Raw genomic sequence first — 25582 nt, 5'->3', positions numbered from 1 at the left:
CATCGCTCAGGGTCGGTGCCCCCACCGCCGCATAGGCTGGACGGTATGAAGAGCCCGTTGTTGAGCCTGCCCGGTGCCGTCGCCGCCGACTCCCCCGACGAGGGGGTCGCAGCCCATTACGGGGAGCCCTCCCATGAGCAACGGGCCCTCGCGGCCGGTCAGGGCTTCGTCGACCGCAGCGACCGAGGCGTCCTGCGGATCTCCGGGCCCGACCGGTTGAGCTGGCTGCACAGCCTGCTGAGCCAGCACCTCGACCGGCTCGCGCCCGGCGAGCCCACCGAGGCCCTTCTGCTCAGCCCCCAAGGTCACGTCGAGCACCACATGCACCTGGTCGACGACGGCGAGGCCGTCTGGGCGCACGTCGAGCCGGGGGCCGCGCCCGCGCTGGCGGAGTTCCTCGACCGGATGCGGTTCATGCTGCGCGTCGAGGTCGCCGACGTGTCCGACGCGTACGCCGTCGTCACGGGCGGCGGCCTGGAGCCCGCCGGCGGCATCCGGTTCGACGACGTGGCCGGCTCCTCCTGGGTCGTCGAGCGCTCCGCCCTGCCCGGTCTGCCGGAGCAGGGGCGCCCCGCCGGGCTGTGGGCGTACGAGGCGTTCCGGATCGCCGCGCACCGGCCGAGGATGGGCCTGGACACCGACCACCGGACGATCCCGCACGAGGTCGGGTGGATCGACACCGCCGTCCACCTCGAGAAGGGCTGCTACCGGGGCCAGGAGACCGTCGCCCGCGTCCACAACCTCGGCCGCCCGCCCCGCCGGCTGGTGTTCCTGCACCTGGACGGCAGCGCCGACCGGCTGCCCCTGCACGGCGACCCGGTCGAGGCCAACGGCCGTACGGTCGGGTTCCTCGGCTCGGCCGCGCGCCACCACGAGCTGGGCCCGATCGCCCTCGCGCTGGTGAAGCGGAACGTGCCCGTCGACGCCGATCTGCTGGCCGGGGGAGTGGCCGCCGCGCAGGAGGTCGTGGTCTCTCCGGACACCGGGGCCAACGCCGACATCCGGATCCGCCGACAGCCCGCCCGCCGTCCCTGAATCACCCCTGAAACCGCGTGAAACCCCACCGGGACGGGCACAACGATTCAAGATCCGATGAAGCCCCGGTAGTGAGAAGGTGGGGTCGCGGCGATGGTGGCGAATCCGGGCGGTCATCCAGAAGGTGACGGGCCCCCTCTCTCACGGAAGGGCGCGATGGGGCGACGGCGGCGGCGTGGGCGTGAGCCGGTGCTGGTGTGGTGGATCGGGTTCGCGGTGCTGCCGGCCGCCGCCTGGTGGGCGGGCTCCTGGCGGGTCGCGCTGCTGACCCTGCTGCTGTGGTGCGTGTACGAGTTCCTCGTCGTCCCCACCGTGTGCCGGGTGACGACCCGACAGGGCTTCTCCTGCCGAGAGCCGGTGCGCGGCCGGCTGTTCGCCTGCACCCCGGCCCATCAGCAGGTCAAGACGGACGCCCTGTGGCGCGCGATCGGCCTGGCCAACCCGTTCCGCCGCAAGGCCGCCCCCGACGCCGACCGCGCCACCGGCACGGTCGTCTACACCCCGAAGGTCCGGGGCCGCCTGGCCCAGGCCGACCGCGCCATGATCCTCCTGGCCGCCGCCGGGACCCTGGTGACGCTGGTCGGCATGGTGTACGGCTTCAACGCCTGACCCCTCCGGGGAAGATCGGCGCACTCCACCGTGTTGCCCTGACCGACGTGTTCGGCGGGCCGAAGGTGGCGGGATGAAGTTCGGGATCGGTTACAACACCGGGTATCACGGCGTCGACCCCGACAGGCTGATGGCGTTCGCCCGGCACGCCGACGAGTGCGGGTTCGAGTCGCTGTACGTGGCGGAGCACATCGCGTTGTACCCGGGCGCGACCGTCGGCTCGTTCCCGTTCCCGCCGACCCTGCCGTTCGCGGATCCGCTCGACTCCCTGGCCTTCGTCGCCTCCGCCACCCGCCGGATCCTCCTCGGCACGGGCGTGCTGCTGCTGCCGTACCACCACCCGGTGGTGCTCGCCAAGCGTCTGGCGACGATCGACGTGCTCTCGAAGGGGCGCATGCGGCTGCTGACCGTCGGCCTGGGCTCCCTGCCCGGCGAGGCGCGCGCCCTGGGCGTCGACTTCGCCGGCCGAGGACGCCGCGCCGACGAGGCGATCGACGTGCTGCGCCTCCTGTGGGGCGGCGGCGAGGACGGTGTCACCTTCTCCGGGGAGTTCTTCGCCTTCGAGGACCTGGTCCAGTACCCGAAGCCGTACGGCGTCACCCACCTGCCCATCCACATCGGCGGATCGAGCCTCCCCGCCGCCCGCCGCGCCGGCCGACGCGGCGACGGTTACTTCCCCGGCGGCGCCCTCGTCCCGAGCGAACGCGCCGCCCAGATGGACCTGGCCCGCACCACCGCCCGCGAGGCCGGCCGCGACCCGGACGCACTGGAGTACACGCGGTGGGCCTCGATCGAGCTGACCCCCGACCGCCTCGACGCCTACGCCTCCCAGGGTGTCACCCGCCTCGTGGTCAACCCGACGACGAGCGACCCGAACACCCAACGCGAAGAGATGACCGCCTTCGCCGAACGCTTCGCCCTCGACCGACCCGCCGCCTCCCCGGCCGGGTAAGGCAACACCAGTTGAATGGAGGCCCTCCCATGACCGACCCCGTCGACGACCTGCGCGCCGCCGAACGGCGCCTCCAGGCCGCCCAACTCGCCGGCGACGCCGATGCCCTCGATCGGCTCCTGGACGATCGCTTGATCTTCACCCTCGGAGTGGACGGGAACACCTACACCAAGCAGGACGACCTGGCGCTCCAGCGTTCGGGCACCCAGTCGCTGACCCGCGTCGAGGAGGAGGACCTCCAGGTGTTCGTCGAAGGCACCACCGGCGTGACCTGGTTCCTCGGCCGACTCGCCGGCACCTTCGCCGGCGAACCCTTCCAAGCCCAGATGCGCTACACGCGCACCTGGATCAGGGACGACCCGCACGGCTGGCGGGTCGTGGCCGCCCATGCGAGCCAGGTCCCCGAAAGCTGACGCGGGGGGCGGCTAGGGCGGTGACCACTGACGTTCACGGGGTTGGTGACACGCCGGTCGGCGTCGTGATGGCGGGGCTTGTCGGCCTTCGGTCTCGTTGGCGACCAGGTCGCTGTTGGGAGTGAGGCCATCGGGTGGCAGGGCCGGTTCGGGTACGTCGGTTGAGTGACCGGAAAGGTCAGCGGCTTACCCAGGCTGCACACCTACCTGCGGTGGCGTAATGCCGACTCCCGACGTCCCGGCGGCCCAGCGCCGCATCCGCATCCGACGACAGCGTCGGGGCCATTCCCGCGCCGAGGCGGCGTGGTCAAGCTCTGCGAACGTCAGTGGTCACCGCACTGGCCGTTGGAGGGCCGCGCCTACTTCCGCACGCGGAAGCGGAGCGTCGTGATGGCCCCCGACTGGGTGTTGCTGAAAGGTTCCAGGTCGATCCTGTCGAGGCTCGGGGGCGAGAAGCGGACGCCGTCGCCCAGGAGCACCGGGAGGACGTACACCAGGATCTCGTCGACGAGCCCGCGCTGCAGGCACTGGGCGGCCACGTCGGCACCGAGGATCTCCAGGTTCTTGCCGCCCGCGGCGTTGCGTGCCGTGGCAACGGCCTCCTCGAGTCCACAGGTGAGGAATGTGACGGTGGGGTCCGGCTCGTCGGGAGGCTTGTGCGTGAGGACGAACTGTGCTCCGCCGTCGTAGGCGGTGTCCTGGTCGGCCATGCGCTTGGCGACCTCGTACGTGCCCCGGCCGATGAGCATCGCGCCCGTGGCCGCCATGACCTCCGGGACCTCGGCCGCGGTCAGGTACTCGGCGATCCAGTCCATCGCGTGACCACGGCCGGCGATGAAGCCGTCCAGCGACATCGCCCGGTTCACGACCACTTTGCCGGTGCCGAAGCCCACATCACTCATGCGTTCTCTCCACGGATCTCCGAGGCCCGAGGCCGGATCACGGTTCGGCCGGCCGGGGGGCTGCCAGCGTATCCACGGTGGCACAACGCGAACAACGGGCAGCCCGGTGCGCCGGCCGCGCAGCGTCGGGGCCAGGTGGGCGGGATCGGTCGTCACGCCCGGTGATCATGAATAGGGTCGGAGCATGAAGACTAGGTATTTCGCAGGATGGCTGGTGGACCTGGTGCGACAGGCCGCCGACCCCCGGGTCTCGGTGCAGACGTTCGCCCAGCTCGGGTACGAGGATCAGCCGCTTGGCCTGGTGTTCGAGTACGGGGACGGCTCGAGGCTCTGGGTTCAGATCGTGGGAACGTCGCCGGATGGCGGTGAGCGGCCGGACAAGCTCACGGACCACCCCGCGGGCCTGGAGCCCGCGCCGACCACGCCGACAGGGCCTGCCCTGGCGATGGGGGAGTTGGAGGACCTGCTGGTCGGCCTGGTGGAGAAGGCCGGGCATCCGGACATTCGAACCGTCGAGCGGTACGACGGTCGATACGGTTTCAAGGTGGTCTTCACCGACGGAGCCGGTGCTTTCCTGTACTGGCTCGGCCCTTCGCGGAAGGGCGGAACGGCACCTGAGGGAAGGCTGTACTACCACGACCGAAAGTGAGTGCCGGGTGTCTTATCAAACGAGTTGTCCGTCGTGCGGGCAAACCGTGACCGTTCTCGACAATGGCAAGTACGCGGGCCACCAGAAGCCCGGCAGTCGCGAAACCTGCTCGTCCTCCGGGCGAAAGGCGTAGGTGGGCGTGAGCGGTCAGGCCGTCGTGTCGGGGAGGGTTCGCAGGAGGGCGTGGATGCGGGGTTTCCAGAGCCAGGCGCCCGTGGCGTTCGGGCAGTCGGCGGCCAGGGTGAGGGCCCGGTGGGCGTCGGGGGTGCGGCCGGCGCCGTGGAGGGCCCTGGCGTAGTCGTAGAGGTCCCGGGCCAGCTCCTCGCGGTGGCCGGGGGAGCCTTCGAGGTCGGCGCGGAGGCGCTTGTCGTACAGTTCGGCGGCGGCCGTCCAGTCGTGGCGGGCCAGGGCGGTGCGGGCGCGGAGGGTCGTGATCAGGTCGTCCTGGGCCCTGGCGTCCGTTCGGGCGAACTCACGGAGCCAGGTGCTGTCCTCCAAGATCGCGAGCCGGGCCTCGGCCAGCGCGGCGTCGTCGGTGGCCAGGGCGAGTTCGAGCAGATGGCTGTTCAGGGTCATCGTCCAGCGGTCCGGCAAGGGGCCGGGCGGCAGGCCGGCGAAGTGCCCGAGGGCGTCGTCCAGGAAGGCGCGGTACTCGGTCGGGGCCAGCATGCCCAGGTGGAACTCCGCACGCCGGAGCACCGCCAGGGTCATGTGGACGCCGGTGCGATCGCCACGGCGTTCGGCCACGTCGACGCTGCGGGCGAGCCAGATGCGGGCGGCGTCGAAGTCGCCGAGGAGGTACTCCAGATAGCCGAACTCGTAGTAGATCCCCGACAGGTTCTCCGGCTCCTCCTCCGGAAAGAACGCCGGGTCGACCAGCGTCCGGAGGATCTCGCCCGCCCGTTCGAGGTTCGCGACGCCGCCCAGACGACGGATGCGTGCCGACTCGGCGTACGCGGCGGTGAAGGCGAGCGTCCGGCGGCGCTCGGGCGTCGCGTGCCGGCGGAGCACCTCCTCGTCGCCGAGAAGGGCCAGGACGCGGGCGTTGAGGTCGCCGCCGTCGAGGCGGTAGCGCAGCGTGCCGTTCAGCGCCTCGTGTCCGTCGGTGATGAGAACGACCTTGGCGAGGCTGAGGGCGAGGCCCTCGCGGTCGGCCGGGTCCAGGATGTGCCAGGCCGCCACATTGTCGGCGACCAGCCCGGCGAAGCCCGCGTCGGCGGCCTTCACCTTGGACAGGCCGTAGTCGACGTCGTGGAGCAGCGCCCTCAGCAACGGGACGGCGGTCGCGCGCTCCTCATCCGTCCCCTGCTCGTACGCGGAGACGAGGTGCCGGGCCGTGTAGGTCAGGGCGTAGGCGTCGTCGCAGGCCGCCCAGTCGTGCCCGTACCGGGCGATCAGGCTCCGTGCCACCACGAGGTGGTTGGGTGCGGGTTCCACCCGCCAATACTGACCTTCCTCGGCTCCGAGGAGGAAGTCGGTGACGCTGTTGTGGCAGAAACGGACCTGTGACGTATCCCAGCGAAGGATCGGCCCCAGGTCGTCCAAGGCCCGGGTGAGCACGGTCACGTCGGCGGCGGGGACGTTCAGGTAGAGCGCCAGCCGATCCGGCGACAGCGGGGCGAACGTGACGGCGAGGGTCGCGAGGAGGGGTTGGTAGTAGGCCGCCCAGCGGTCGTCCCCGAGCCGGCCGCCATAGCGCCGGACCGCCACGCGGCGCGCCTGACCGACGAGGTGGCCGTAGAGCCGGTCCAGCCCCTCGGGAAGCACCTGCTGGTCGAGGAACGACTCGGCGGCCTTGTCATCGCCCGATTCGAGGGCCCGGACGAGCCCTTGCCCCCACAGCGCGGCGTACAGGAACACGCCGTCGGCCCTGCGCGCCACCGCACGCGCCAGGCCGGGCCGTGCGCCGAGCCCCGCCCCGTCGAGGACGGACGCGGCGTACTCGGTGAGCTCCGCCTCGATCCGCGCCTGGTGGGTGTCGAGGCGCAGCCGCGCCGTCTGGGGGCCCTTGCGATGGAGGAAACCGGCCAACCGATCGCCCGCCGGTCGGGTCGTGACGATGACGCGGAGGTTGGCGGGCAACTCCTGGCAGTCGGTCAGCCAGTCCAGGATGCTCGTCTCGCCCTCCGACCAGCCGGTGGCCGGGGCGATCTCGTCGATCCCGTCGATCAGCAGCCAGATCGTCGCGTCGGGCGTCAGCCGGGCGAGCCGGGCGGCGGGCTCGACCAGCGCCTGCCCGGTCAGGGAGGCGAGATTGGCGCGGGACAGGTCGGCGACCACCTCGCCGATGCGGACGCCGATCACCCGGCCCCGCACCTCGGGAACGGACTGCCGCGACCACAGCGCCGTGCGCCGGAACGCCGAGACGATCAACCGGCCGATGTCGACCCCGATCAGTTCGGCGTCCTCGCCGAGCCGGTCCACCTCCATCGTGCTGTGGACGTCCACCCCGGGGTCCATCAGCTCCGGACGCAGGACCGCGATCTGGTGCCCGACGCGGAACAGGAACGCGCGACCATCGGCGGACGACAGCGGGGCGACGCCGTCGCGCCGGATGAAGTAGCGCGGGGTCAGCGCCGCCTCCGACCCGGCCGGTGCCACGAGTTCGCGGGCCAGCCAGGCCAACAGGGTGCTCTTGCCCGTCCCGGCGACACCCTCGATGATCAGGAATCGGATGCCCGGCTCCGTCGACCGTTCCCGGACCCGGTCCCGCAGCCAGTCGCGTCGGACGAACCCCGGCGCGGTGAGGTGCCGCTCGACCAGGGTCTCGAAGAAGAGATCGTCGACGTCGAGGTCCCGCTCGATCGTCATCGCGGTCAGTCGAGGTCGTCGATCTCGACGCCGGTGAGCCTGCCCTTGACCTCGCCGGCCGTGACCCGGGACTCGATCGCCACCGCCTTGCGCACCCGGCGGATGCGCACCCCGGCCGCGTCCGACCCGGCGTCGCCGGTCTCCAGCTCGACGACCGAGCGGATGTGGTGCCGGGTCGCGGGCCTGTTCTCGCCGGTGAAGTCGATCTGGCGGCCGTGGACCTCCTCCAGGAGCCTGCGGGCCCGTTCCATGGCGGCCAGCGTCTCGGCGTCCGCGCGGAGGTCCTCGTCGGTCCGCCCGGCGGCCTCGGCCAGCCGCTCGCGCAGCTCCTCCAGCTCGGCCCGGCCCTGCTCGGACGGTTCCTGAACGACGGGCAGCTCCTCCTCGGCCCGACCGCGCCCACGGTCGAGCACGTAGCCGACGCGGTCGAGGAGGAACGTCGCCACCACCGGCAGCCCGGCGAACGCGACGGCGGTGAGCGTGACGGGGTCGGGCATCGGACGCTCCTGGGGGCACGGCACCTTGGGGGACCAGCAGTACCGGATATTCCGACGCCCTGTCGGGATATTTCAGGATTTAGTGCGTTTTCGCTGTGCGTCGAGCGCCGGGCGGAGGTGGGCGTACGCCCAGCCTTCCAGAGTGGTCGGGGTCGTGGTGAGCAGGTCGCGGGGCTGCTCCGGAACGTAGTCGTGGAAGCCGGTGGTCATCCCGACGATGCCCTCCACGGCGGACGGCGGCAGCCCGGCGGAGCGCAGGGCGTCCCGAAGCTCGTCCACACCGATGACCCGCAGCTCGATCGGGCGGTCGAGGGCCCCGGTGAGGATCTCCGCGATCCGCGTCCAGGTGAGGTCCTCGGGCCCGTGGACGGCCTGCACGACGCGACCGTGCCAGCCCTCGCTGAGCAGCCGGGCGGCCACGATGTCGCCGATGTCGCGGGGGTCCACCCACGGCGAGGGCCTGCGGGGGTCGGCGGCCGTGGTCAGCACGCCCTGGGAGAGCCCGTCGAGGTCGGCCATCAGGTTGGTGAAGAAGTTCCCGCAGCGCAGGTGGAGGACGTCGGCCTCGGTCGTGTCGAGCATCTCCTCGATGCGGGCGAGCCCGTCGATGTGGCCCACCCCGTGCCGCTTTTCGGCTCCCCCGCTGCTCAGGAACACCACCCGTCGAACGTCACCGGCCCTGACGGCGTCGGCGAGCGGGGCGGCGGTCCGTTCCGAGGTCTCGATCGGGTCCTCGGCCGAGTGCGGCGTCGGGTCCAGCCAGAACACCGACCGCGCCCCGGCCGTGGCCGCGCGGACGTAGGCGGCGTCCGTCATGTCGCCGGTGCGCACGTCCACCCGCGCCCGCGTCTCGGCGTCCAGCCGGCCCGGGTCGCGCACCAGCACCCGCGGCCGGACCCCCGCCTGCAACAGCAGCCGCACGACACGAGACCCGACATGCCCGGTCGGAGCGGTCACCACGATCGTCATGCCGGTCCTCTACCCCGAACGGTCGGGCTAGACCTCCACGATCAAGGTGATCGGGCCGTCGTTGGTCAGGGTGACCTTCATGTCGGCCCCGAAGACGCCGAGTTCCACGTGGGCGCCCAGGGTGCGGAGCTCGGCGACCACGGCGTCCACCAAGGGCTCGGCCACCGGGCCCGGGGCGGCGTTGATCCAGCTCGGCCGGCGGCCCTTGCGGGTGTCGCCGTACAGCGTGAACTGGCTGACGACCAGCAGCGGTGCCCCCACGTCGGAGCACGATCTCTCGCCGTCGAGGATCCGCAGGCCCCAGAGCTTGCCCGCCATCCGGTGGGCGTGCTCCGGGGTGTCGTCGTGGGTCACCCCCACCAGCACCAGGAGCCCCGGCCCCTCGATCGCCCCGGTCACGGTGCCGTCCACCGTGACGTCCGCCCTGCTCACCCGCTGTACGACTGCACGCATGGCATCTGATTGTGCCCTCCCTTGCGGGAAGACGCCGAAGCGACGGATCATGCGGGTATGACGGCAACGACGCTGATCACCGTGGCCCCCACCGGTGCCGAGACCGCCAAGGACGACGCTCCGGCGTTGCCGGTGACCTTGGACGAGCTGGTGAAGGCGGCCGAGGATTGCGAGGGCGCGGGCGCGGCCGTCGTCCACGTCCACATCCGGGACGCGGACGGGGAGCCCACCCTCGATCTGGCGAGGCTGCGGGAGACCGTTCGCGCCCTGCGGGAGGCCACCGGGCTGGTGGTGCAGTTGTCGACGGGGGGCGCGGTCGGCGACTCGTACGAGGACCGGCTGCGGGTCCTGGAGGCGGAGCCGGACGCGTGCTCGCTCACCTGCGGGACGGTCAACTTCGGTCATGACGTGTTCATGAATCCGTGGCCGTTCATGGCGCGGCTCTACCGGCGCACGCAGGAGCTGCGGATCGTGCCCGAGTTCGAGCTGTTCGACCTCGGGCACGTGGCCGCGCTGCACCGGCTGCTGGACGAGTTCGGGGAGCCCTACGGCGGGCATGTGCACTGCGACCTGGTCATGGGGGTGCCCGGAGGGATGCCGGGGGACGCCCGCACGCTGGTCGCGGCCGTGGCGGCGCTGCCCGCCGGGGCCACCTGGTCGGCCACCGGGGTCGGTCGGGCGACCCTGCCGGTGATGTTCGCCGCCCTGTCGGCCGGGGGCCATCTGCGGGTCGGCATGGAGGACACGCTCAACTACGCGAGGGGCAGACCCGTCACGTCCAACACGGTCCTGGTGGAACGGGCCGCCGCGCTCTCGCGGTTCGCCCAGCGCCCCCCGATGACGGCCGAGGACGCCCGCGGCTTCCTCGGCGTCCGGGCGCACGCGTGACCGGCGCGGAGGCGAATCCGGTCCTCGTGGAGGTGGTCCGCTCCGGTTTCGTGGAGTCGCGGCATCGGGGCGTGGTCGCCGCGGTGGGCGCGGACGGCGACCCCCGGGTACGGCTCGGGGCGGTGGAGGAGCCGATCTTCCCCCGGTCGGCGAACAAGCCCCTGCAGGCGGTCGCGATGCTGCGGCACGGCCTGACGCTGGACGGCCGACTGCTGGCGGTGGCCGCCGGCAGCCACTCCGGGGAGGACTTCCACGTCGAGGGTGTGGTGCAGATCCTCGCCGGCGTGGGGCTGACCGCCGACGCGCTGCGCTGCCCGGAGTCGTGGCCGCTCGAACTGCCGGTGACCCTCGACGTGGCGAGGGCGGGCGGCGTCCCGTCGCGGCTGCGGATGAACTGCTCGGGCAAGCACGCGGCGATGCTGGCCACCTGCGTGGTCAACGGCTGGCCCACGGAGTCGTACCGGGCCCCCGACCATCCGTTGCAGCAGGCCGTCCGCGCCGCGATCGCTGACCTGGCCGGGGAGTCTCCCGCCGCCGTCGGGGTGGACGGCTGCGGAGCGCCGCTGTTCGCCGTGTCGACGCTGGGCGTCGCCCGCGCCTTCCGCGCGCTCGCCCTGGCGGGCCCCGGCACTCCCGAACGACGCGTCGCCGACGCCATGCGGGCCCATCCGGAGTGGACCTCGGGCGCCGGCCGCGACGAACGGCTCCTGATGGCCGCCGTACCGGGTCTGCTGGTCAAGTGCGGAGCCGAGGGTGTCGACGCGTTCGCGCTGGCCGACGGTCGGGCCGGAGCGATCAAGATCGAGGACGGCGCCAAGCGGGCCCGCACTCCCGTCACCGTGGCGGTACTGCGCGCCCTGGGCGTGGACGGCCTCGCGGACCTGGCGGAGGCCCCCGTGCACGGCGGCGGCGAGGTGGTCGGCGCGATCCGCGTCGCACCGACCCTCCTCGCCGCACTCACGCCGGGCTGAGACCGGCCCTCAGAACCGGTCCTGCTTCTCCTCGTAACGGTCGAGCTCCACCGGGTCGCCGTGGATGATGCCGCCCTGGACGTCGCCACGGTGCGCGGCACCGCCCAACACGCGCTCGGGGTGCTTCACGCGCCTGCGCGCCGCCCGCACGGTCAGGACCACCCACGTGATCAGAGCGAGCGCGACCAGCACGGGCCCGAGGATGTGCCAGTAGTCGGCACCGAGCCGTACGGCCATGGTCACCATGTCACCCACCTCCCATGCCGGGCCCCTACCCGACAAAGGGGTGTCAATGCGAGAAAGGCCCGAACGGCAACCACCCAAGTCCGAACGGCGACCACCACGTCCGAACGGCAACCACCACGTCCGAACGGCAACCACCAAGTCCGAACGGCAACCACCCACGTCCGAACAGCAACCACTCACGTCCGAACAGCAACCCGTCGGGGGTTTTGCCCGGTCCTTCAGGCGGGCGGCCCGGAGCGCAAGCGGAGGGCCGTCCGCCTGAAGACCTCGAGACCGGGCGCGGGGGGCGTGGGGGGTCGCCCCCCCACAAATAAGCGCGGGTCGCCCCCCCACATGGTTACAAGCTTCTGAACTGGCGGGTGCGGGAGATGGCGCCCGAGGTGGCGAGGGTGAAGGTGCGCATGGACTCGGCGAACTTGGACAGGTCCCACTCGGCCGGGCCCTCGTACCAGTAGAGGTTGTCGGCGCCCTCGGCCTGTTCGCCGGTGTCCTCGACCGTGGCGGCCCACTTGCCGACCAGGTCGAACACCACCGCGTACGGCAGGTAGCGGGAGAACAGGGCGATGCGCTGCGGGCCCTCGATGCCCTCGGGGGCCTCGCCTTGGGCCAGGTGGTGCTGGAAGCCGATGGTGTGGGCGAGGACGGTCGCGCCCCGGGCGGTCTTGGCGGGCATGTACTGGCCGCCGACGGCGAGGGCGGCCCCGCCGACGATCACGGCGAGGCCCACCAGCGCCAGGTCGGTGAAGACCGCGAGGCCGACGGTGCCCGCGACACCCAGCACGGCCAGCACGATGCCCGCCGTGGTCCAGCGGCTGCGCACGGTGTCCGGACGTCGGGCGAACCAGCCCTGCTCGACCACGTCGTCGTACATGGCCGAGCGGACCTTGGCGAGGCGGGTCGCGAACGCGCCGTCCAGCTCCGACAGCTTGATGGTCGCGCGTTGCGCGCCGTCCGTGCCGTTCTCGAAGAGCGCGTCCAGCAGCAGCCGCTCGTACGGGAGCAGGTCGTCGGCCGGGCGGTCGAGGCGGCGGAGCGTCCAGTCGGTGCGGCCGGTGACGGCGCGGTCCTCCTCCTCGATCAGCAGGTACGCGCGGACGGCCAGGTCCACGATGGTGGCGGTGACGTCGATGACGTCGGCCTGTTCGTCGATGAGGGTGCCGATCTGGCCGGGCCGCACCCCGTCCGGCGGGGCGAACTCGGCACCCTCGACGGCGGGCCGGTCGCCCTCGGCGGCGTGCCTGCCGACGGCGCGGGCGTCCCGGCCGCGCAGCAGGTACAGCAGCCCGAACCCGCCGAGCAGCAGGGCCAGCAACGCCAGCAGCGAGCCCATGGTGATCGCGTTGACGGAGAACGCGGTGGCCAGCGTCCGGCGCTGCTCGTACAGCGGGACGCCTCGCGTGGTGCCGGACGGGTAGCCGACGACGACGGTGAGGTGTTCGCCGGGCTGCATGTTCTGTTGGGAGAACATGCCCTGCGTGTGGGTGTGGTTGGTGAAGAACTGGGTGCAGCCGATGGCGCTGCGCGGCGGTCCGGCGAAGCAGTTGATGTTGCGGACGACCATGGCGGGGCCGCCGACCGTCGCCTTGGCGGAGTCGACGGGCACCTTCCAGCCGCCGACCGCCGCCCAGCGCAGTTCCTCCCGCATGCCCATCGGGGTGACCGTGCCGCGCACGTCGTACTCCAGCAGGACGGTGCGCCGTCCCCGCAGTGGCGCGGCGGCGGCGACTTTGAGGACGGTGCGGTCCCCGTCGGTGGCGGTGCCGACCTGCGTGGGGCCGCCGTCGGGGCTGGACGCGCGGACGTTCTCGACCTTGTAGACGCGGTCGCGCGTGTCGCTGTCGCGTTCGCGGGTGAGGAAGGACCGTTCGAACGAGCGCGCCCCGGCGAACTCGTAGACGATGGTCTCCTTGGCCCGCGCGACCCCGTTCGGGCCGATGGTCAGCGTGACGTCGTCGCTGAGGACGCGGCCGGAGGCCCGGTGCCGCGCCTCTTCGCCGGCCGCGGGTGTCGCGGTGCCGAGGAGGAGCAGGGCGGCGAGCAGGGGGGCGGCGGCCCGCCGCGATCGTCCCGACATGGGGCGCATGGTAGCGGGTGCGGTCGACGTGTCGGCGATCCCGACGTGGCGGCGGTCACCGTCCCCATGCCGGTGAACGGGCCGTGACCTGCGGGATCGGCCGCTGGACATGTCGCCTATGCGATGATGCCGGCCATGGCCCGCCAACCCCCCGTCCGCTCGCCGTACCGGCTGCCGCCCCGGAGGCCGCGGCCTCGGCGGAGCCTGGGCGGAGCGGTGGCCGGGATCCTCGGCGTGGTCGCCGCGATCCTGGTGTTCGCGGTGTTGGGCCTGGCGACGTTCATGGAGAACGGCGGCGTCACGGTGGGTCTGGGCGGGAGGGCCCCGGAGGTCAAGCGGGAGACGGCCACCCACAATCCGCTCTACCGGACCGGCCGGCTGACACCCGTCGGGTGCAGGCTGCCGGGCATCGAGGCCGGGGTGGACTCGTCGATGGAGCGGTTCATGGAGACGCTGAGCCGCTGCCTCGACCGGTCGTGGGGGCGGCAGTTCGACAAGGCGGAGCTGGCGTTCGACGCCCCCAAGCGCATCTTCTGGAACACTCCGGGTCGGGGCCCCTGCGGCAGTTTCCCCAATCCGGGGGCCGCCGCCTTCTACTGCCCCGAGAACAACACCATGTACGTGGGCCTGCGCCACATCGTGGAGACCTCCGGCGGCGAGCCCGTCTCCCACTACGCCGTGTACGCGCGGGTGATCGCGCACGAGTACGGCCACCACGTGCAGGAACGGGCGGGCATCCTCGCCTATGGGCACCGCCGCATGGACACGGCCTCTGTCGCCGCCCGCACCGAGGCCAGCCGCCGCATCGAGCTGCAGGCCCAATGCCTCGCCGGGCTCTTCCTGGGGGCGGAGCGGAGCACGCTGCCGATGACGCGACGGCAGTACGAGGCGATGATGGTCGACGTTCGCGGGCGGGGCGACGAGAAGCAGCCCGCTCATCGGCGCGACCACGGCTCCGGGCACCACTACGCGGGCTGGGTCGAGAAGGGCTACCGGGACCCGTCGGTCGGGGTCTGCGACACCTGGAGCGTGCCCGCCGCCGACGTCGACTGAACGGCCCGGCTCACCGCCGCCAGACCGCCGCCGCCAGGACCTTGTCCAGGCCCGGGACGCCCCACTCGTCCACGATGGCGATCTGCGACTGCGGCAGGAACCAGAGGCGCTGCGTGAAGTACACGTTCACGTCGATGACGTCGCCGCCGCGGATGCTCGCGCAGCGCATCCGCCACTCGCCGTACAGCGCTCGGCGGTTGCCCCAAGGGAGCGTCGCCGTCCTCGTCCTGGTCACTCCGCGGGCGGACGGGTACCGCTCGGGGTCGGGTGGGCAGATGTGGCTGATGTCCCCGGCCGCGTGGTAGTAGGCGTTCGGGGAGACGCCGCCGGGCCCGTTCTCCGGCTCGACCCGGCTCGGCCCCAGGACGGCGAAACCCGGGCAGAAGGTCGTGTACACGTACTTGTCGTATCGGTTGTTCTCGCTGTCGCCCGTGCAACGGCCGGGCACGTTCACGCGGTAGCTGTCCTGGACGGGCTGCCCGTTCCGGGTGCCGCCCTGGAGCGGGGTGACCTGCCAGCCGCGCGGGATCCTGAGGGTGAAGGCTCCGAAGTCGTAGGGCACCCCGGCCAGAACGGTCGGGGTCGGGCGGGCGCGCACGGTCTCGTCGCTGTCCAGCGCGTTGACCGCGACGGCTCCGGTGGTGACGGCGGCGGCCGTTCCCAGCGCCGCAATGGTGATCTTGGCGCCGGCACTGGCGAGCACGCCCTTGCCCGCCGCCGCCCCGCCCACCGCGCTCGCCGCGCCGCCGGCCCCGGCCGCTCCGGCGCCCGCGCCCACTAGCGGCGCAAGCCCGGCGGCCGTCAGCGGGAACAGCGCGGCCAGCGCCACCGCCCCGGCGGCCAGCGTCCGCACGCCGCGGTCCTCCCAGTCCGCCCCGTAGGCGGCCCGCGCGGTCTGCTCCAACTCGTCCACGAACGCGGCGGCGCCGAACGGACGGTGCTCGGCGCGCTTGGCCATCCCCCGGGCGACCAGCGGACGCAGCGGCTCCGGCACGGAGTCCACCGGCACCGGCTGGAGCAGGTGCCCGTTCATCATCGCGATCTGGTCGGTCCCGGCGTACGGGCGGCGGCCGGTGACGGCCTCGAAGAACACGCAGGTCGCCGCGTACACGTCGGTGGCGGGTGTCGCGGGCTCGTTCTCCCACTGCTCCGGCGCCATGTACGACGGGGTCCCCGACCGCGACGCGGTGCCCGCCATGACGGCGATGCCGAAGTCGATGAGCCTGCTGTACCCGTCGGCCGGAACGACCACGTTGGCCGGCTTGTAGTCCCGATGAACGACACCGACCGCGTGGGCCGCGGCCAATCCCAGCAGCGAGCCCTTCAGAACGGCCAGCGCCGCCTCCGGTTGGAGCGCGCCATGTTGGGCCAGGACCTCCTTGAGCGAGGCCCCGTTCACCGCCTCCATGATGATCGCGGTGCCCTGCTCGCTCTCCACCAATCGGTACAGCCGCGCCACGTGCGGACTCTGCACCTGCGCCAGCATCCGGGCCTCCTGCGCGAACCGCGCACGGTCCTCCACCTCCGCCCCGGCCGCCAGATACTTGATGGCCACGGGTGTCCCGGACTGCTCGTGCACCGCCAGCACGACCCGGCCCTGCGCGCCCCGACCCAGTTCACGCACCTCGCGGAAGTCCGCGATCCGCCATTCGTTCACCTCGGAAGTGTGACGTATCGGGACCGTCCGGTGTCCTGCAGCCTTATAGGACACCGTGCGGGCCCCTCGTCCTGGGGAGGGGCTCCGAGGCTGTGCGCAAGAACACGGTCAAGTGCTAGCAAGCGTGCTTGCAATTGCAAGCACCCTGACGCAGGGTGGGGACATGGCGGGTTCGAAGGTCGGCTCGATCGGGGAGTACATCCGTGACCAGCGGCAACGGGCGAAGATCTCGTTGCGGCAGCTCGCGGACGTGTCGGGCATCTCCAACCCCTATCTGAGCCAGATCGAGCGCGGGCTGCGCAAGCCGAGCGCGGAGATCCTCCAGCAGATCGCCAAGGGTCTGCGCATCTCCGCCGAGGCGCTGTACGTCCAGGCCGGGATCCTCGAGGATCGCGAGGCCGACACCGACGTGCAGGCCGCCATCCGCGCCGACCTGCTCCTCACGGAACGCCAGAAACAGGTCCTGATGGACATCTACGAGTCGTTCCGCAAGGAGAACGAGGCCGCGGAGGCGTGGCCCGACGGCCCGGACGGGCCGGACGAGGACGTCCCCGGCGTCGAGGAGACAGACCAGAGCCGACAAGGAAGGAAGACGACGCATGACGCTTGCCGACAGGATCCGTGACAACAAGGCCGTCTACACGATGGCGGGTGCCGGCGACCTGGCCGTGGAGAAGCTCCGCGAGGTCCCCGAGCAGGTCACCAGGCTCCAGGGCGACTTCCGCGAGAACCTCACCAAGCTGCAGGTCGAGGTCCGCGACAACGTCACCAGGCTGCAGGGCCGGGTCGAGGTCAAGGACCTCCCGGGCGCCGCGGTGGCGTACGTGAACCAGGTCTCCACCCGCACCGTCGAGGTGATCGACGAGCTGGCCGAGCGGGGCAAGAAGATCGTCACGCGGGTGGAGAACCAGGTCGCCACCCAGGAACTCCAGCAGAGCGCCCAGCGCACCCAGCGTCGCACCAAGGCCGCCGTGGGCGAGGCCAAGAAGACCGCCCGCGCCGCCTCCCGCGCCGCCACCGACGCGAGCAAGAAGATCGGGGACTAGGCGCGTCATCGTGGGGGGGCGACCCCCCACGTCCCCCGCGCCCGGTTTCGGGATCTTCAGGCGGGCGGCGCGGAGCGCAAGCGGAGGGCCGCCCGCCTGAAGCGACCGGGGGTGTGACCATGAAGCACGGGCCCGTCGTGGTCGTGTCACCCGGTCGCGTTGTGCGAATAGGGTGGGTGGGAGATCCCTGTGGCGTCGGGTCGCGGCGCCGACCGGCTCGGCGAAAGTGGTGGTCCCTGGTGTGGCAAGGACTGAACCTCTTCTTCTGGTTCCTGGCGATCGTGGCCTTCGGATTCGAGCTGTGGGCCCTGTTCGACGCGGTCAGGGCGCCGGCCGGGGCCTACACGGCCGCCGACAAGCAGACCAAGAACCTGTGGCTGATCCTGCTGGTGGTGGCGGTCGTGGTCGGTCTCGGCGGGGCCGTCGGGTTCCTGCACCTGCTGTCGTTCCTGCCCATCGCGGCGTTCCTGGTGGCGGCGATCTACCTCGCCGACGTGCGGCCGGCGGTCGCCCAGTACCGCGGCAAGGGCAAGGGCGACTCCTCCAACATGGGCCCGTACGGCCCCTGGTGAAATCCGGGCCGGCCTGAGGTCAGGGCCGTTCCATGCCGTTCTGCGCGGGCTTGCGGCGCGTGGCGGGCCTGCCGAGGGCGGGGCGTTCCAGGCCGAGCCGGCGCAGCTCGGCGACGAACCGTTCGGCGACATGGCGGTGACCGGCGGCGTTGAAGTGCGTGCCGTCCGACATCACGAAACGACGGGCGTTGCCGTTCTTCTTGAAGTGCCCGGTGATCCACGGCTCGACGAGCGGGTCGACGAACGGGACCCGGAGGCCGCGCGCGGTGCCCCGCAGCGCGTCCCGGACGCGCAGGGCGGCCGGCGGCGGCGTGCCGCCCCACAGCGGCCCCATCAGCACGACGTGGGTCTCCGGCCAGTGCGCCTTGACCGCGCGCAGCAGCCGGTCGGCGGCGGCCCCCACCTGCGGGAGGGTCCGGGTGTGCTGGTCGTTGTGGCCGCCCGAGATCACGATCAGGTCGGGGGCGGGCCGCCACGACAACTGGGCCTCGAACAGCGCCCCGAAGTCCATCCCGACGCGTCCGCGCGTCACGAAGCCCGTTCCGCTGTGCCCGGCGATCACCACCTGCCAGCCCAGCCTGCGCGCGGTCTCGGCGGCGTAGGTCTGCTCCGCCGGAACGGCCCGAATGCCCGCCGTGTAGCTGTCGCCCAGCACGAACACCACCGGTGCGTGCTCTCGGGGCGGCTCCACGGCCCTGGGCGGTTCGGCCCTGGGGGAGGCCGGGTCCTGCGGAGTGTTGCAACCGCAGAGCAGGAGCACCAGCGCCACCAGGGCGCACCAGACGAGACGGGGCACCGCCGAACGCCCTTCTGTGTCGACCGCGGACCAGCGAGGCCGGCATGGGCGCGGCCCTACGGTGACGAGGATGGCACGGGTGTGCGGCTCGGCACGGGTGGCCCGAGACGATCATCATCGTCAGATGGGCATTTTATCCGTAAGGAGGGGGCCGGTCGCCGGGCTCCTCGCGAGCCAGGGGCCCGGAGGCCCTTACGCGATGTCGTACTGTGGATGGCGGCGCCGTCCCGCGCCCCACCTCCATCCCGGTGCTCACGCCATCGGCGCAGCGGAGGCAAAGGGGGCTCGAGCCCTCGGGACGCCGCAGCACATGCCCTATTCGGCGGGGTCGACGGGAGCGTGAGTCCTGCGATCGCGCCGTCGACAGGGAGCATGTGATGACGAGCCAGAAGGCGTTCAAGGCCCGGGTGCGCGCCCGGAAGGCGTACTGGCGCGACCGCCTCGCCGACCTCAAACGGCTCCTCGAAGCCCCACCGGCGGGGTAGGTCCCGCCCGGCGGACGGCGATGTCAAGTGAGTTCCCGCGCCGACTCGCGGTGGGCTCTTAGCGGCCGATGGCAGGTCCGGGCGGGCGGCGGGCCGGCACGATGGCCCGATCCATGATCGGTGAGGTGGGTGGCATGGCCGAACAGGCGACGTTGCGGGACGTCTCGGACACCGCGCTCGTGACGGCGGTCGTGCGCGCCCGGGAGTCCGCGGGGCGCGACCCGCTGTTCCGCGACCCGTACGCCGACGCGCTGGCGGGGGAACGCGGGCGGCGGCTCGCGGGGCGGCTCCAGGTGGCGCTGATCTCGTCCGGGGTGATCGCCCGGACCGCCGTGTACGACGCTTTGATCCGGCGGATGGTCCGCGAGGAGGGCATCGGCTGTGTGCTCAACCTCGGCGCGGGCCTGGACACCCGGCCGTACCGGCTGGACCTGCCGTCCGACCTGCGGTGGGTGGAGGCGGACCTGCCCGGCATCCTCGACCACAAGGAACGGGTGCTGGCGGCGGAGAAGCCCAAGTGCGAGCTGACCCGCGTACGGGCCGACCTGAGCGACCCGGAAGCCCGTCGCGCCCTGCTCGACGGGATCGCCGACGGCCCCCCGGTGCTGGTGGTGTGCGAGGGCCTGATCCCGTACCTGGAGGCCGGGGACGTGACGGCGCTCGCCGCCGAGTTCAGCGCCCGGCCCGCCGTCGGGTGGTGGGCGCTGGACATGATCGGGCCCCTGTTCGTCCAAGTCGCCAAAAAGGTCGCCGGCCGCCGGATGGAGCGGGCCGACGCCTCGCTGCGGTTCGTGCCCGATGAGGGGGCGGAGTTCTTCGGCCCCCTCGGCTGGGACCCCGTGGACGTCCGCTCCTCGTGGGTGGAGCGCCGCAGGCTGGGCCGCGAGCCCGCCCTGATGCGCGCCATCTGGACGGTCAGCCCGGCCAAGACTCGCGAGTTCTTCCGCCAGCAGGGCATGTTCGTCACCCTGCGGCGGTCGTCTGCTCCTTCGGCGAACGCTGGAACAGAATGAACAGCCAGGTCATCGACGGCACCAGGATCAGCGCCCCCACGCCCAGGGCGAAGAAGACGACGCGCAGCGCGGAGTCGTGGGCCGCCGCCGCGTCCAGATCCAGGTCGGCCAGCCCGGCGGCCCCCCACAGCACCGTGGCGGCGGCCAGCCCGGCCGTGACCCGTACCGCCAGGTAGCGGCGGGCGGCCAGCAGCCCGAGCGACACCACCCCCGCCACCGCCGAGATCACGGTGAGCGGCGACAGGACGTCCAGCGTCAACGCCCCCGGCAGCGCCAGGAGCCCGACGGCGACTCCGGTGACCAGCGCGTACGCCCGGAACCGCGTCGCCGGGCCGTCCTCGCCCAGTCGGCGGGCGTCCCAGATCAGGTAGACCGCCGCGAGGTACGCGCACAGCCCGGTGGTGAGCAGCCCGCCGTACAGGCCCGCCACGCTGAGCCAACTCGACCCGGACGTGGCGATGACGGCGGCGACCGCGCCCATGCAGTACGGCGTGAGCACCGAGGAGATCCCGAAGGTCCACGAGTACACGGCCGCCGGGGCGTCCTTGGCGAACACGAACGCGCTGCCCCGGGCCACGATCCCCAGGGCGGCCAGCGACAGCGGGATCCAGTGCTCGGACATGATGTCGGCGAAGACCGGCGGGAACGCCGTCCACGTCATCACCATCACGAAGATCAGCCAGACGTGGTTGGCCTCCCACAGCGGCCCCATGGCGTGCTCGATCACCTTCTGGTCCGCGCGCCGGCGCGACACCAGATGCCAGAGCCCGGCGCCGAAGTCGGCCCCGCCGAACAGCAGGTACGCCGACAGACCCAGCAGGATCAGGCCCAGCGCGATGTCCGGGTAGCTCATCCGACGACCTCCAGCTCCTTGGCGGGTGTCGCGGGCTCGTCCGGGCGGCGGCGCATCCGGCGCAGCACGCTGACCGTGGCCACCGCGAGCACCGCGTACACGACGAGCACCACGTACAGGCCGAACCGCAGGCCGGGGGCCGTGTTGACGGCCTCCTCGGTGCGCATCACGCCGTACACGATCCAGGGTTGGCGGCCGACCTCCGTGGTCGTCCAACCGGCCTCCATGGCGACGCACGCGCCGACCCCGGCGAGGGCCGCCAGCCGCAGGAACCACGGGTTCCAGCCCAGGCCCTCACGGCCCTTCCGGTGCCGCCACCAGGCGAACGCCCACCAGGTCGCCAGCGCCAGCAGCGCCATCCCCAGCGTGATCATGATCTCGAACGAGATCCGGACGATCTCGTCCGGCGGCCGCACGTCCTCCGGCCACGAGTCCAGCCCCCGGATCGTCGCGTTCGCGTCGAAGCTCGTCATCAGCGACAACGCGTTCGGGATCTCGAAGACCGCGAACTTGAACGGCACACCCGCCTCGGTGTGGTGGACACCCTCCATCGCCGCGAACTTGATCGGCTGGTTGTCATGGACGAACCGCACCGCCCAGTCGCCCACCAGCACCTGGAGCGGTGCACAGACCGCGCCGAGCGTGAACGGGATCGCGAATCCGCGCTTGTGGTACGGGTCCAACGGCCTGCCGGCCCGGTGGTCGCGCAGCAGCGCCACCGCGTACACCGAAGCGACGACGAACCCGCAGACCATCAGCGAGGCCAGGATCAGGTGGACGGCCTGCACCGGGGTGGCCGGGTTGAACATGGCGGCGAGCGGGTCCACGTCGGTGACCTCGCCGTTGACCAGCTTGAATCCCTGCGGCTGGTTCATCCAGGAGTTCACGGTGACCACGAACGAGGCCGACAGCAGCCCCGCGATCACCACCGGGATGCCGGTGAGGAAGTGGACCCTCGGTGGCAGTCGGTCCCAGCCGTACAGGTAGATTCCCATGAAGATCGCTTCGATGAAGAAGGCGATGCCTTCGAGGGCGAAGGCGGCACCGAACACCTGGCCGTACTTGTCCATGAAGCCGGGCCACAGGGTGCCCATCTCGAAGGACAGCACCGTTCCGGAGACCGCTCCAACGGCGAACAGCACTCCGGCGGCCTTCATCCACCTGCGGGCCAGCTCCGCGTACACCTGATCGCCCGTGCGCAGCGCGCGCCACTCGGCGAGCAGGGTGATCGCGGGCAGGCCGATGCCGATGCTGGCCAGGATGATGTGGAACCCCAGCGTGAACGCCATCTGTTGGCGTGCCGCCGCGAAGTCGGCGGGACTCGCGGCGTCGGCGAGGATCACGAACGTCGTCATACGACAAAGCGTAGTACTACAGCTTGTAGTAGATCATGCCTTTGTCGCGCGCATCACACCGACGGATCGGCGCTGTGAGGCCCGGGCGCCACGGGGCGTAGTACTACCCCCGGTGGTCAATGTCGGTGGACGCGGATAGCCTGGATCCCGTGAAGGGTCTGGGAGAGCTTGAACGCACGGTCATGGAAATCCTCTGGGCGCGGGACGGCGCGGCCACCGCACGCGACGTCAGCCGCGCCCTCGCCGGTGACCGCGATCTCGCCCACACCACGGTGATGACGGTCCTCGACCGGCTCGCCAAGAAGGGCTTCCTGGAACGCGAGCGCGACGGCCGCGCCTGGCGCTACCGCCCCGTGGCCAGCCGCGAGGGCTATGTGGCCGAGCTGATGCTGGGAGCCCTCAACGAGACCGGCGACCGCGACGCCGCCCTGGCGCACTTCGTGCGCTCGGTGTCGGTGGACGAGATCGCCGTCCTCCGTCAAGCCCTGGAAGACCTGACCACGGGCAACGGCGCCCGTCCAAGAGTGGAGCCCAGCGGATGACCGGCACCGCGCTGCTCGCCCTGATCGCCCTGAGCACGGTGGGCGGCGCACACGTGCTGTCACGTTCCCGCTGGCCGTGGAGCATGCCCCGCGCGGGCATCGCCCTGTGGCAGGCGCTCGGTCTGGCCTGGGGCACCGCCACCATCGGCGCGCTGCTGGGCTACGCGGTCCTGCCGTACGGGCAGGGCATCACCGGTGGCATCCCCGCGATGTTGTCCGACGACGCCGCCCGGCTCGACGCCCCCCACCTCGCGGCACTCCTCGCGGGCACCGGCCTCACCGCCGTGCTGCTGGTCATGCTGGCGTACGCGGTCGTACGGATCTATCGCGCCCGCCGCCGCCACCGGGCCCTGCTGGCGCTGGTCGCCAACAAGTCGGCGACGGTGCCCGGCACCCTGGTCCTCGATCACCCCGGGGCCGCCGCCTACTGCGTGCCCGGGATGCGCTCGTCCAAGGTCGTGGTGAGCGCCGGGACGCTGGAGCTGCTCGACTCCGCCGAGCTGGCCGCCGTCCTCGCCCACGAACGCGCCCACGCCCGCGAACGCCACGATCTCGTGCTGCTGCCGTTCGCCTCGCTGCGCCAGGTCTTCCCCCAGATCGGTCTGGTGGGCCGATGTCTGGACTCCGTCGAGCTGCTGATCGAGATGGCCGCCGACGACCGCGCCCGTCGCCACCGCGCGCCCCGCGAGCTGGCCACGGCCCTGCTCCGGTTCGCCGCCGCCCGCCCCGCCGCCGTGCCCAACGGAGCCCTCGCCGCCACCTCCGGCGGCGAGATCGCCGTGCTGGCCCGGGTCAACCGCCTGATGGAGCCCCCGCCCGCCCGCCGCCGCGTCCGGTTCGCCGCCCTCGCCGGAGCCACCGTGATCGCCGTCGCCCCCATCCTGCTCTACCACCTGCCCGGCTAGAACGGAATCCTCCGTTCCCTATACTGGGCGATATGGGAACCCCTCTGAACGGCCGCAAGGCCCAGGCCGCCCGCAACGACGGCCTGATCAAAGAGGCCGCCCGCGCCGTCTTCACCGAGGACCCCGGCGCGCCCATCGCCGCCGTGGCCGAACGCGCCGGCGTCGGCATCAGCGCCCTCTACCGGCGTTACCGCAGCAAGGAGGACCTCCTCCAACGCCTCGCCGCCGACGGCATGGCGGCGTATCTGACCGAGGTCGAGGCCGCCCTCGCCGACGACGCCGACCCGCGCGAGGCGTTCGCCCGCTTCCTGCACCGCTGCCTCGACATCGGCGCCGGCTCCCTCACCAGCCGCCTCGCCGGAAGCTTCCCGGTGACCGACGACATGGCCCGCCAGGGCCGTGAGCTGCATGAGGCCACCTCCCGCCTCCTCGCCCGTTGCAAGGCCGCCGGTGCCCTCCGCCCCGACATCGAGGTCGGCGACATCACCCTCCTCTTGGAGCACCTCTCCACGATCCGCCTGGCCGACGAGGCCCGCTCGAAGGACCTGCGCCGCCGCTACCTGGCTCTCCTCCTCGCCGCCTTGGAAGCCACCGCAGCCGCGCCGCTCCCTGGGCCGGCCCCCACCTGGCGGGAACTCGCCGATCGGTATGCGGTGAATGATCTGTAAGATCCCCGCTCATGACTCGACGTCCCTTTTCTGTGAGGTTCCTTGCGGTGGCCACCGGCGCGACCTCAGCGCTGGCCATGGCCGCCCCCGTCGCCGCTTCGGCGAGCCCTGGATGGCGGTCGGTGTATCAGACGCCCGCCGGCGCGGGTTCCCCCGAGGTCTTCGGCGATGTGGCCGCACTGGGACCGGCCAACGCATGGGCGGTGGGCCAGTCTTGGACGGCGGCCGGCTTGCGGGTAGCGCACTGGAACGGGAAGGGGTGGAAGCCGGTTGTTCTCCCCTCTGGCCTCAGCGCCGGGCTCTCGGGGCCGTCGCTGAACGTGGTGACGGCCTCGTCGCCATCGAACGTGTGGGCGTTCGGCTCCGCCGGCTACCGAGGGCTGGGCATCCACTGGGACGGCAAGCGGTGGACCCGTCGGCTGTTCGCCCCCCGTTCCCAGATTTGGAACGCGGCGGCGCTCGGCCCCCGAGGCGGCACCTGGGTGTTGGGGTCGACCTGCGTCAACGGCTGCCGTAACTGGATCCAGCGGTACGACGGCCGCACGTGGCGGCAGATGGCGATCCCCACCGTGCGCGGGTACAAGGTCGGTCTCCAGGCGATGCACGCGCGTTCCGGCACCGACGTGTGGGTCACCGGCGGCATCTCCCGGCCGTCGTCCGGCTCGAAGACCATCGCGGCGCACTGGAACGGCAAGCGGTGGCGGGTCATCCTCGGTCCGAAGGTGCCGCTGCGCGAGGGTCTCGGATTCCTCTTCACCGATGTCGTCGGCTACGGCCCCAAGAACGTGCGGATGACGGGGACGATCAAGTCGATGGGCGAGGGCAGCCACCGCGGCGGACTGCTGGCCCACTGGAACGGATCCCGCTGGACCCACCTGCGCGTCAACGAGAAGCAGGGCCTGGAGAAGCTGGCCGTTGACGGCCGGGGCGGCCTCTGGGCGCTCAGCGGCTCCCACCGCTCGCTGCTGCACATCGCCAAGGGCAAGGTCGACCGCCGGTACACGCCCCAGGTCGGCGGCAAGGGCCAGGCGTTCGGCCTCACCCACATCCCCGGCACCACCTCCCTGTGGGCCGTCGGCCTCTCTGGCCGACTCGGCACCATCTGGAAGTACGGCAAGTGACCTGGGGCTGAGCCCCCGGATACCGCTTCGGGGGCTCAGCCCCAGAT

At 71.9% G+C, this 25582-nt stretch carries 27 protein-coding genes; 16 read left to right on the top strand and 11 right to left on the bottom strand.

Annotated elements, in window-relative coordinates:
* Positions 1 to 45 precede the first annotated feature (45 nt).
* The 4 genes from ygfZ (at position 46) to DFJ69_RS09545 (ending at position 3009) form a co-directional block, all read left to right on the top strand.
* Positions 46 to 1035 (top strand): CAF17-like 4Fe-4S cluster assembly/insertion protein YgfZ, encoded by a 990-nt coding sequence (ygfZ, locus tag DFJ69_RS09560; RefSeq protein WP_116022150.1) that lies wholly within the window; start codon positions 46 to 48, stop codon positions 1033 to 1035.
* A gap of 156 nt (positions 1036 to 1191) precedes the next feature.
* Positions 1192 to 1644: a hypothetical protein gene (locus tag DFJ69_RS09555; protein WP_245974203.1), complete on the top strand. Its 453-nt coding sequence runs from the start codon at positions 1192 to 1194 to the stop codon at positions 1642 to 1644.
* A 73-nt stretch (positions 1645 to 1717) separates the two neighbouring features.
* On the top strand, positions 1718 to 2596 hold the full coding sequence (locus DFJ69_RS09550) for an LLM class F420-dependent oxidoreductase (RefSeq protein ID WP_116022148.1): 879 nt from the start codon (positions 1718 to 1720) through the stop codon (positions 2594 to 2596).
* Between the two features lie 29 nt (positions 2597 to 2625).
* Complete coding sequence (locus DFJ69_RS09545; protein WP_116022147.1) at positions 2626 to 3009, top strand: nuclear transport factor 2 family protein; 384 nt, start codon at positions 2626 to 2628, stop codon at positions 3007 to 3009.
* Positions 3010 to 3368: 359 nt separating this feature from the next.
* Here the strand turns inward: DFJ69_RS09545 and DFJ69_RS09540 are convergent, their stop codons facing one another.
* Positions 3369 to 3911: a dihydrofolate reductase family protein gene (locus DFJ69_RS09540; protein ID WP_116022146.1), complete on the bottom strand. Its 543-nt coding sequence runs from the start codon at positions 3909 to 3911 to the stop codon at positions 3369 to 3371.
* Positions 3912 to 4095: 184 nt separating this feature from the next.
* Here DFJ69_RS09540 and DFJ69_RS09535 point away from each other — a divergent pair, with 184 nt between their 5' ends.
* Positions 4096 to 4560, top strand: a complete 465-nt coding sequence (locus DFJ69_RS09535; RefSeq protein ID WP_147312255.1) for a hypothetical protein — start codon at positions 4096 to 4098, stop codon at positions 4558 to 4560.
* Positions 4561 to 4707: 147 nt separating this feature from the next.
* Here the strand turns inward: DFJ69_RS09535 and DFJ69_RS09530 are convergent, their stop codons facing one another.
* The 4 genes from DFJ69_RS09530 to dtd form a co-directional block, all read right to left on the bottom strand.
* On the bottom strand, positions 4708 to 7371 hold the full coding sequence (locus DFJ69_RS09530) for a P-loop NTPase family protein (protein ID WP_116022144.1): 2664 nt from the start codon (positions 7369 to 7371) through the stop codon (positions 4708 to 4710).
* A 5-nt stretch (positions 7372 to 7376) separates the two neighbouring features.
* Positions 7377 to 7868 carry a hypothetical protein gene (locus tag DFJ69_RS09525; protein WP_116022143.1) on the bottom strand — a complete coding sequence of 164 codons (492 nt, stop codon included), beginning with the start codon at positions 7866 to 7868 and terminating at the stop codon, positions 7377 to 7379.
* A gap of 72 nt (positions 7869 to 7940) precedes the next feature.
* The gene (locus tag DFJ69_RS09520) at positions 7941 to 8837 is read right to left on the bottom strand and encodes an NmrA family NAD(P)-binding protein (protein ID WP_116022142.1); all 897 of its coding nucleotides are present in this window, start codon (positions 8835 to 8837) and stop codon (positions 7941 to 7943) included.
* A 27-nt stretch (positions 8838 to 8864) separates the two neighbouring features.
* A complete protein-coding gene (dtd, locus tag DFJ69_RS09515) occupies positions 8865 to 9290 on the bottom strand; it encodes a D-aminoacyl-tRNA deacylase (RefSeq protein WP_116022141.1) in 426 nt (141 codons plus the stop codon).
* Between the two features lie 57 nt (positions 9291 to 9347).
* Between dtd and DFJ69_RS09510 the strand changes: the two genes are divergently transcribed.
* The gene (locus tag DFJ69_RS09510; protein ID WP_116022140.1) at positions 9348 to 10178 is read left to right on the top strand and encodes a beta-keto acid cleavage family enzyme; all 831 of its coding nucleotides are present in this window, start codon (positions 9348 to 9350) and stop codon (positions 10176 to 10178) included.
* Positions 10175 to 11149, top strand: a complete 975-nt coding sequence (locus tag DFJ69_RS09505; RefSeq protein ID WP_116022139.1) for an asparaginase — start codon at positions 10175 to 10177, stop codon at positions 11147 to 11149. Before DFJ69_RS09510 ends, DFJ69_RS09505 begins: the two co-directional genes overlap by 4 nt.
* A 9-nt stretch (positions 11150 to 11158) precedes the next feature.
* Here the strand turns inward: DFJ69_RS09505 and DFJ69_RS09500 are convergent, their stop codons facing one another.
* Both DFJ69_RS09500 and DFJ69_RS09495 read right to left on the bottom strand, forming a co-directional pair.
* Positions 11159 to 11395 (bottom strand): hypothetical protein, encoded by a 237-nt coding sequence (locus DFJ69_RS09500; RefSeq protein ID WP_116022138.1) that lies wholly within the window; start codon positions 11393 to 11395, stop codon positions 11159 to 11161.
* Positions 11396 to 11732: 337 nt separating this feature from the next.
* Positions 11733 to 13469 carry a DUF2207 domain-containing protein gene (locus DFJ69_RS09495; protein WP_116022137.1) on the bottom strand — a complete coding sequence of 579 codons (1737 nt, stop codon included), beginning with the start codon at positions 13467 to 13469 and terminating at the stop codon, positions 11733 to 11735.
* A gap of 135 nt (positions 13470 to 13604) precedes the next feature.
* On the opposite strand from DFJ69_RS09495, the gene DFJ69_RS09490 reads away from it, so the two are divergent.
* Positions 13605 to 14522, top strand: a complete 918-nt coding sequence (locus DFJ69_RS09490; protein WP_245974201.1) for a neutral zinc metallopeptidase — start codon at positions 13605 to 13607, stop codon at positions 14520 to 14522.
* 10 nt (positions 14523 to 14532) lie between these two features.
* Here the strand turns inward: DFJ69_RS09490 and DFJ69_RS09485 are convergent, their stop codons facing one another.
* Complete coding sequence (locus tag DFJ69_RS09485) at positions 14533 to 16179, bottom strand: serine/threonine-protein kinase (protein ID WP_170177591.1); 1647 nt, start codon at positions 16177 to 16179, stop codon at positions 14533 to 14535.
* 163 nt (positions 16180 to 16342) lie between these two features.
* Between DFJ69_RS09485 and DFJ69_RS09480 the strand changes: the two genes are divergently transcribed.
* The 3 genes from DFJ69_RS09480 to DFJ69_RS09470 all read left to right on the top strand — a co-directional run bounded on the left by DFJ69_RS09480 (position 16343) and on the right by DFJ69_RS09470 (position 17797).
* Entirely contained in the window at positions 16343 to 16804 is a 462-nt protein-coding gene (locus DFJ69_RS09480; RefSeq protein WP_245974200.1) for a helix-turn-helix domain-containing protein, read from the top strand.
* A complete protein-coding gene (locus DFJ69_RS09475; protein WP_116022134.1) occupies positions 16779 to 17225 on the top strand; it encodes a hypothetical protein in 447 nt (148 codons plus the stop codon). Before DFJ69_RS09480 ends, DFJ69_RS09475 begins: the two co-directional genes overlap by 26 nt.
* A gap of 239 nt (positions 17226 to 17464) precedes the next feature.
* Positions 17465 to 17797, top strand: a complete 333-nt coding sequence (locus tag DFJ69_RS09470; protein WP_245974198.1) for a DUF2516 family protein — start codon at positions 17465 to 17467, stop codon at positions 17795 to 17797.
* Between the two features lie 19 nt (positions 17798 to 17816).
* Here DFJ69_RS09470 and DFJ69_RS09465 read toward each other — a convergent pair whose 3' ends face one another.
* Positions 17817 to 18593 carry an SGNH/GDSL hydrolase family protein gene (locus tag DFJ69_RS09465; protein WP_116022132.1) on the bottom strand — a complete coding sequence of 259 codons (777 nt, stop codon included), beginning with the start codon at positions 18591 to 18593 and terminating at the stop codon, positions 17817 to 17819.
* Between the two features lie 619 nt (positions 18594 to 19212).
* On the opposite strand from DFJ69_RS09465, the gene DFJ69_RS09460 reads away from it, so the two are divergent.
* Positions 19213 to 20091: a class I SAM-dependent methyltransferase gene (locus tag DFJ69_RS09460; RefSeq protein ID WP_170177590.1), complete on the top strand. Its 879-nt coding sequence runs from the start codon at positions 19213 to 19215 to the stop codon at positions 20089 to 20091.
* Here DFJ69_RS09460 and DFJ69_RS09455 read toward each other — a convergent pair.
* The gene (locus DFJ69_RS09455) at positions 20042 to 20944 is read right to left on the bottom strand and encodes a cytochrome d ubiquinol oxidase subunit II (protein WP_116022130.1); all 903 of its coding nucleotides are present in this window, start codon (positions 20942 to 20944) and stop codon (positions 20042 to 20044) included. The genes DFJ69_RS09460 and DFJ69_RS09455 overlap by 50 nt on opposite strands.
* Positions 20941 to 22299: a cytochrome ubiquinol oxidase subunit I gene (locus DFJ69_RS09450; protein ID WP_116022129.1), complete on the bottom strand. Its 1359-nt coding sequence runs from the start codon at positions 22297 to 22299 to the stop codon at positions 20941 to 20943. Before DFJ69_RS09450 ends, DFJ69_RS09455 begins: the two co-directional genes overlap by 4 nt.
* A 149-nt stretch (positions 22300 to 22448) precedes the next feature.
* Here DFJ69_RS09450 and DFJ69_RS09445 point away from each other — a divergent pair, with 149 nt between their 5' ends.
* The 4 genes from DFJ69_RS09445 to DFJ69_RS09430 all read left to right on the top strand — a co-directional run bounded on the left by DFJ69_RS09445 (position 22449) and on the right by DFJ69_RS09430 (position 25535).
* Entirely contained in the window at positions 22449 to 22841 is a 393-nt protein-coding gene (locus DFJ69_RS09445; RefSeq protein WP_281275827.1) for a BlaI/MecI/CopY family transcriptional regulator, read from the top strand.
* Positions 22838 to 23746 (top strand): M56 family metallopeptidase, encoded by a 909-nt coding sequence (locus DFJ69_RS09440; protein WP_116022127.1) that lies wholly within the window; start codon positions 22838 to 22840, stop codon positions 23744 to 23746. Before DFJ69_RS09445 ends, DFJ69_RS09440 begins: the two co-directional genes overlap by 4 nt.
* A gap of 32 nt (positions 23747 to 23778) precedes the next feature.
* On the top strand, positions 23779 to 24414 hold the full coding sequence (locus DFJ69_RS09435) for a TetR/AcrR family transcriptional regulator (RefSeq protein ID WP_116022126.1): 636 nt from the start codon (positions 23779 to 23781) through the stop codon (positions 24412 to 24414).
* Between the two features lie 323 nt (positions 24415 to 24737).
* Positions 24738 to 25535 carry a hypothetical protein gene (locus DFJ69_RS09430; RefSeq protein WP_147312254.1) on the top strand — a complete coding sequence of 266 codons (798 nt, stop codon included), beginning with the start codon at positions 24738 to 24740 and terminating at the stop codon, positions 25533 to 25535.
* Positions 25536 to 25582: the final 47 nt, after the last annotated feature.

This window comes from Thermomonospora umbrina, assembly GCF_003386555.1.
Classification (GTDB): domain Bacteria; phylum Actinomycetota; class Actinomycetes; order Streptosporangiales; family Streptosporangiaceae; genus Thermomonospora; species Thermomonospora umbrina.
Note: the sequence above shows the minus strand (reverse complement) of the source record. Positions and strands in the feature narration are given on the sequence as shown.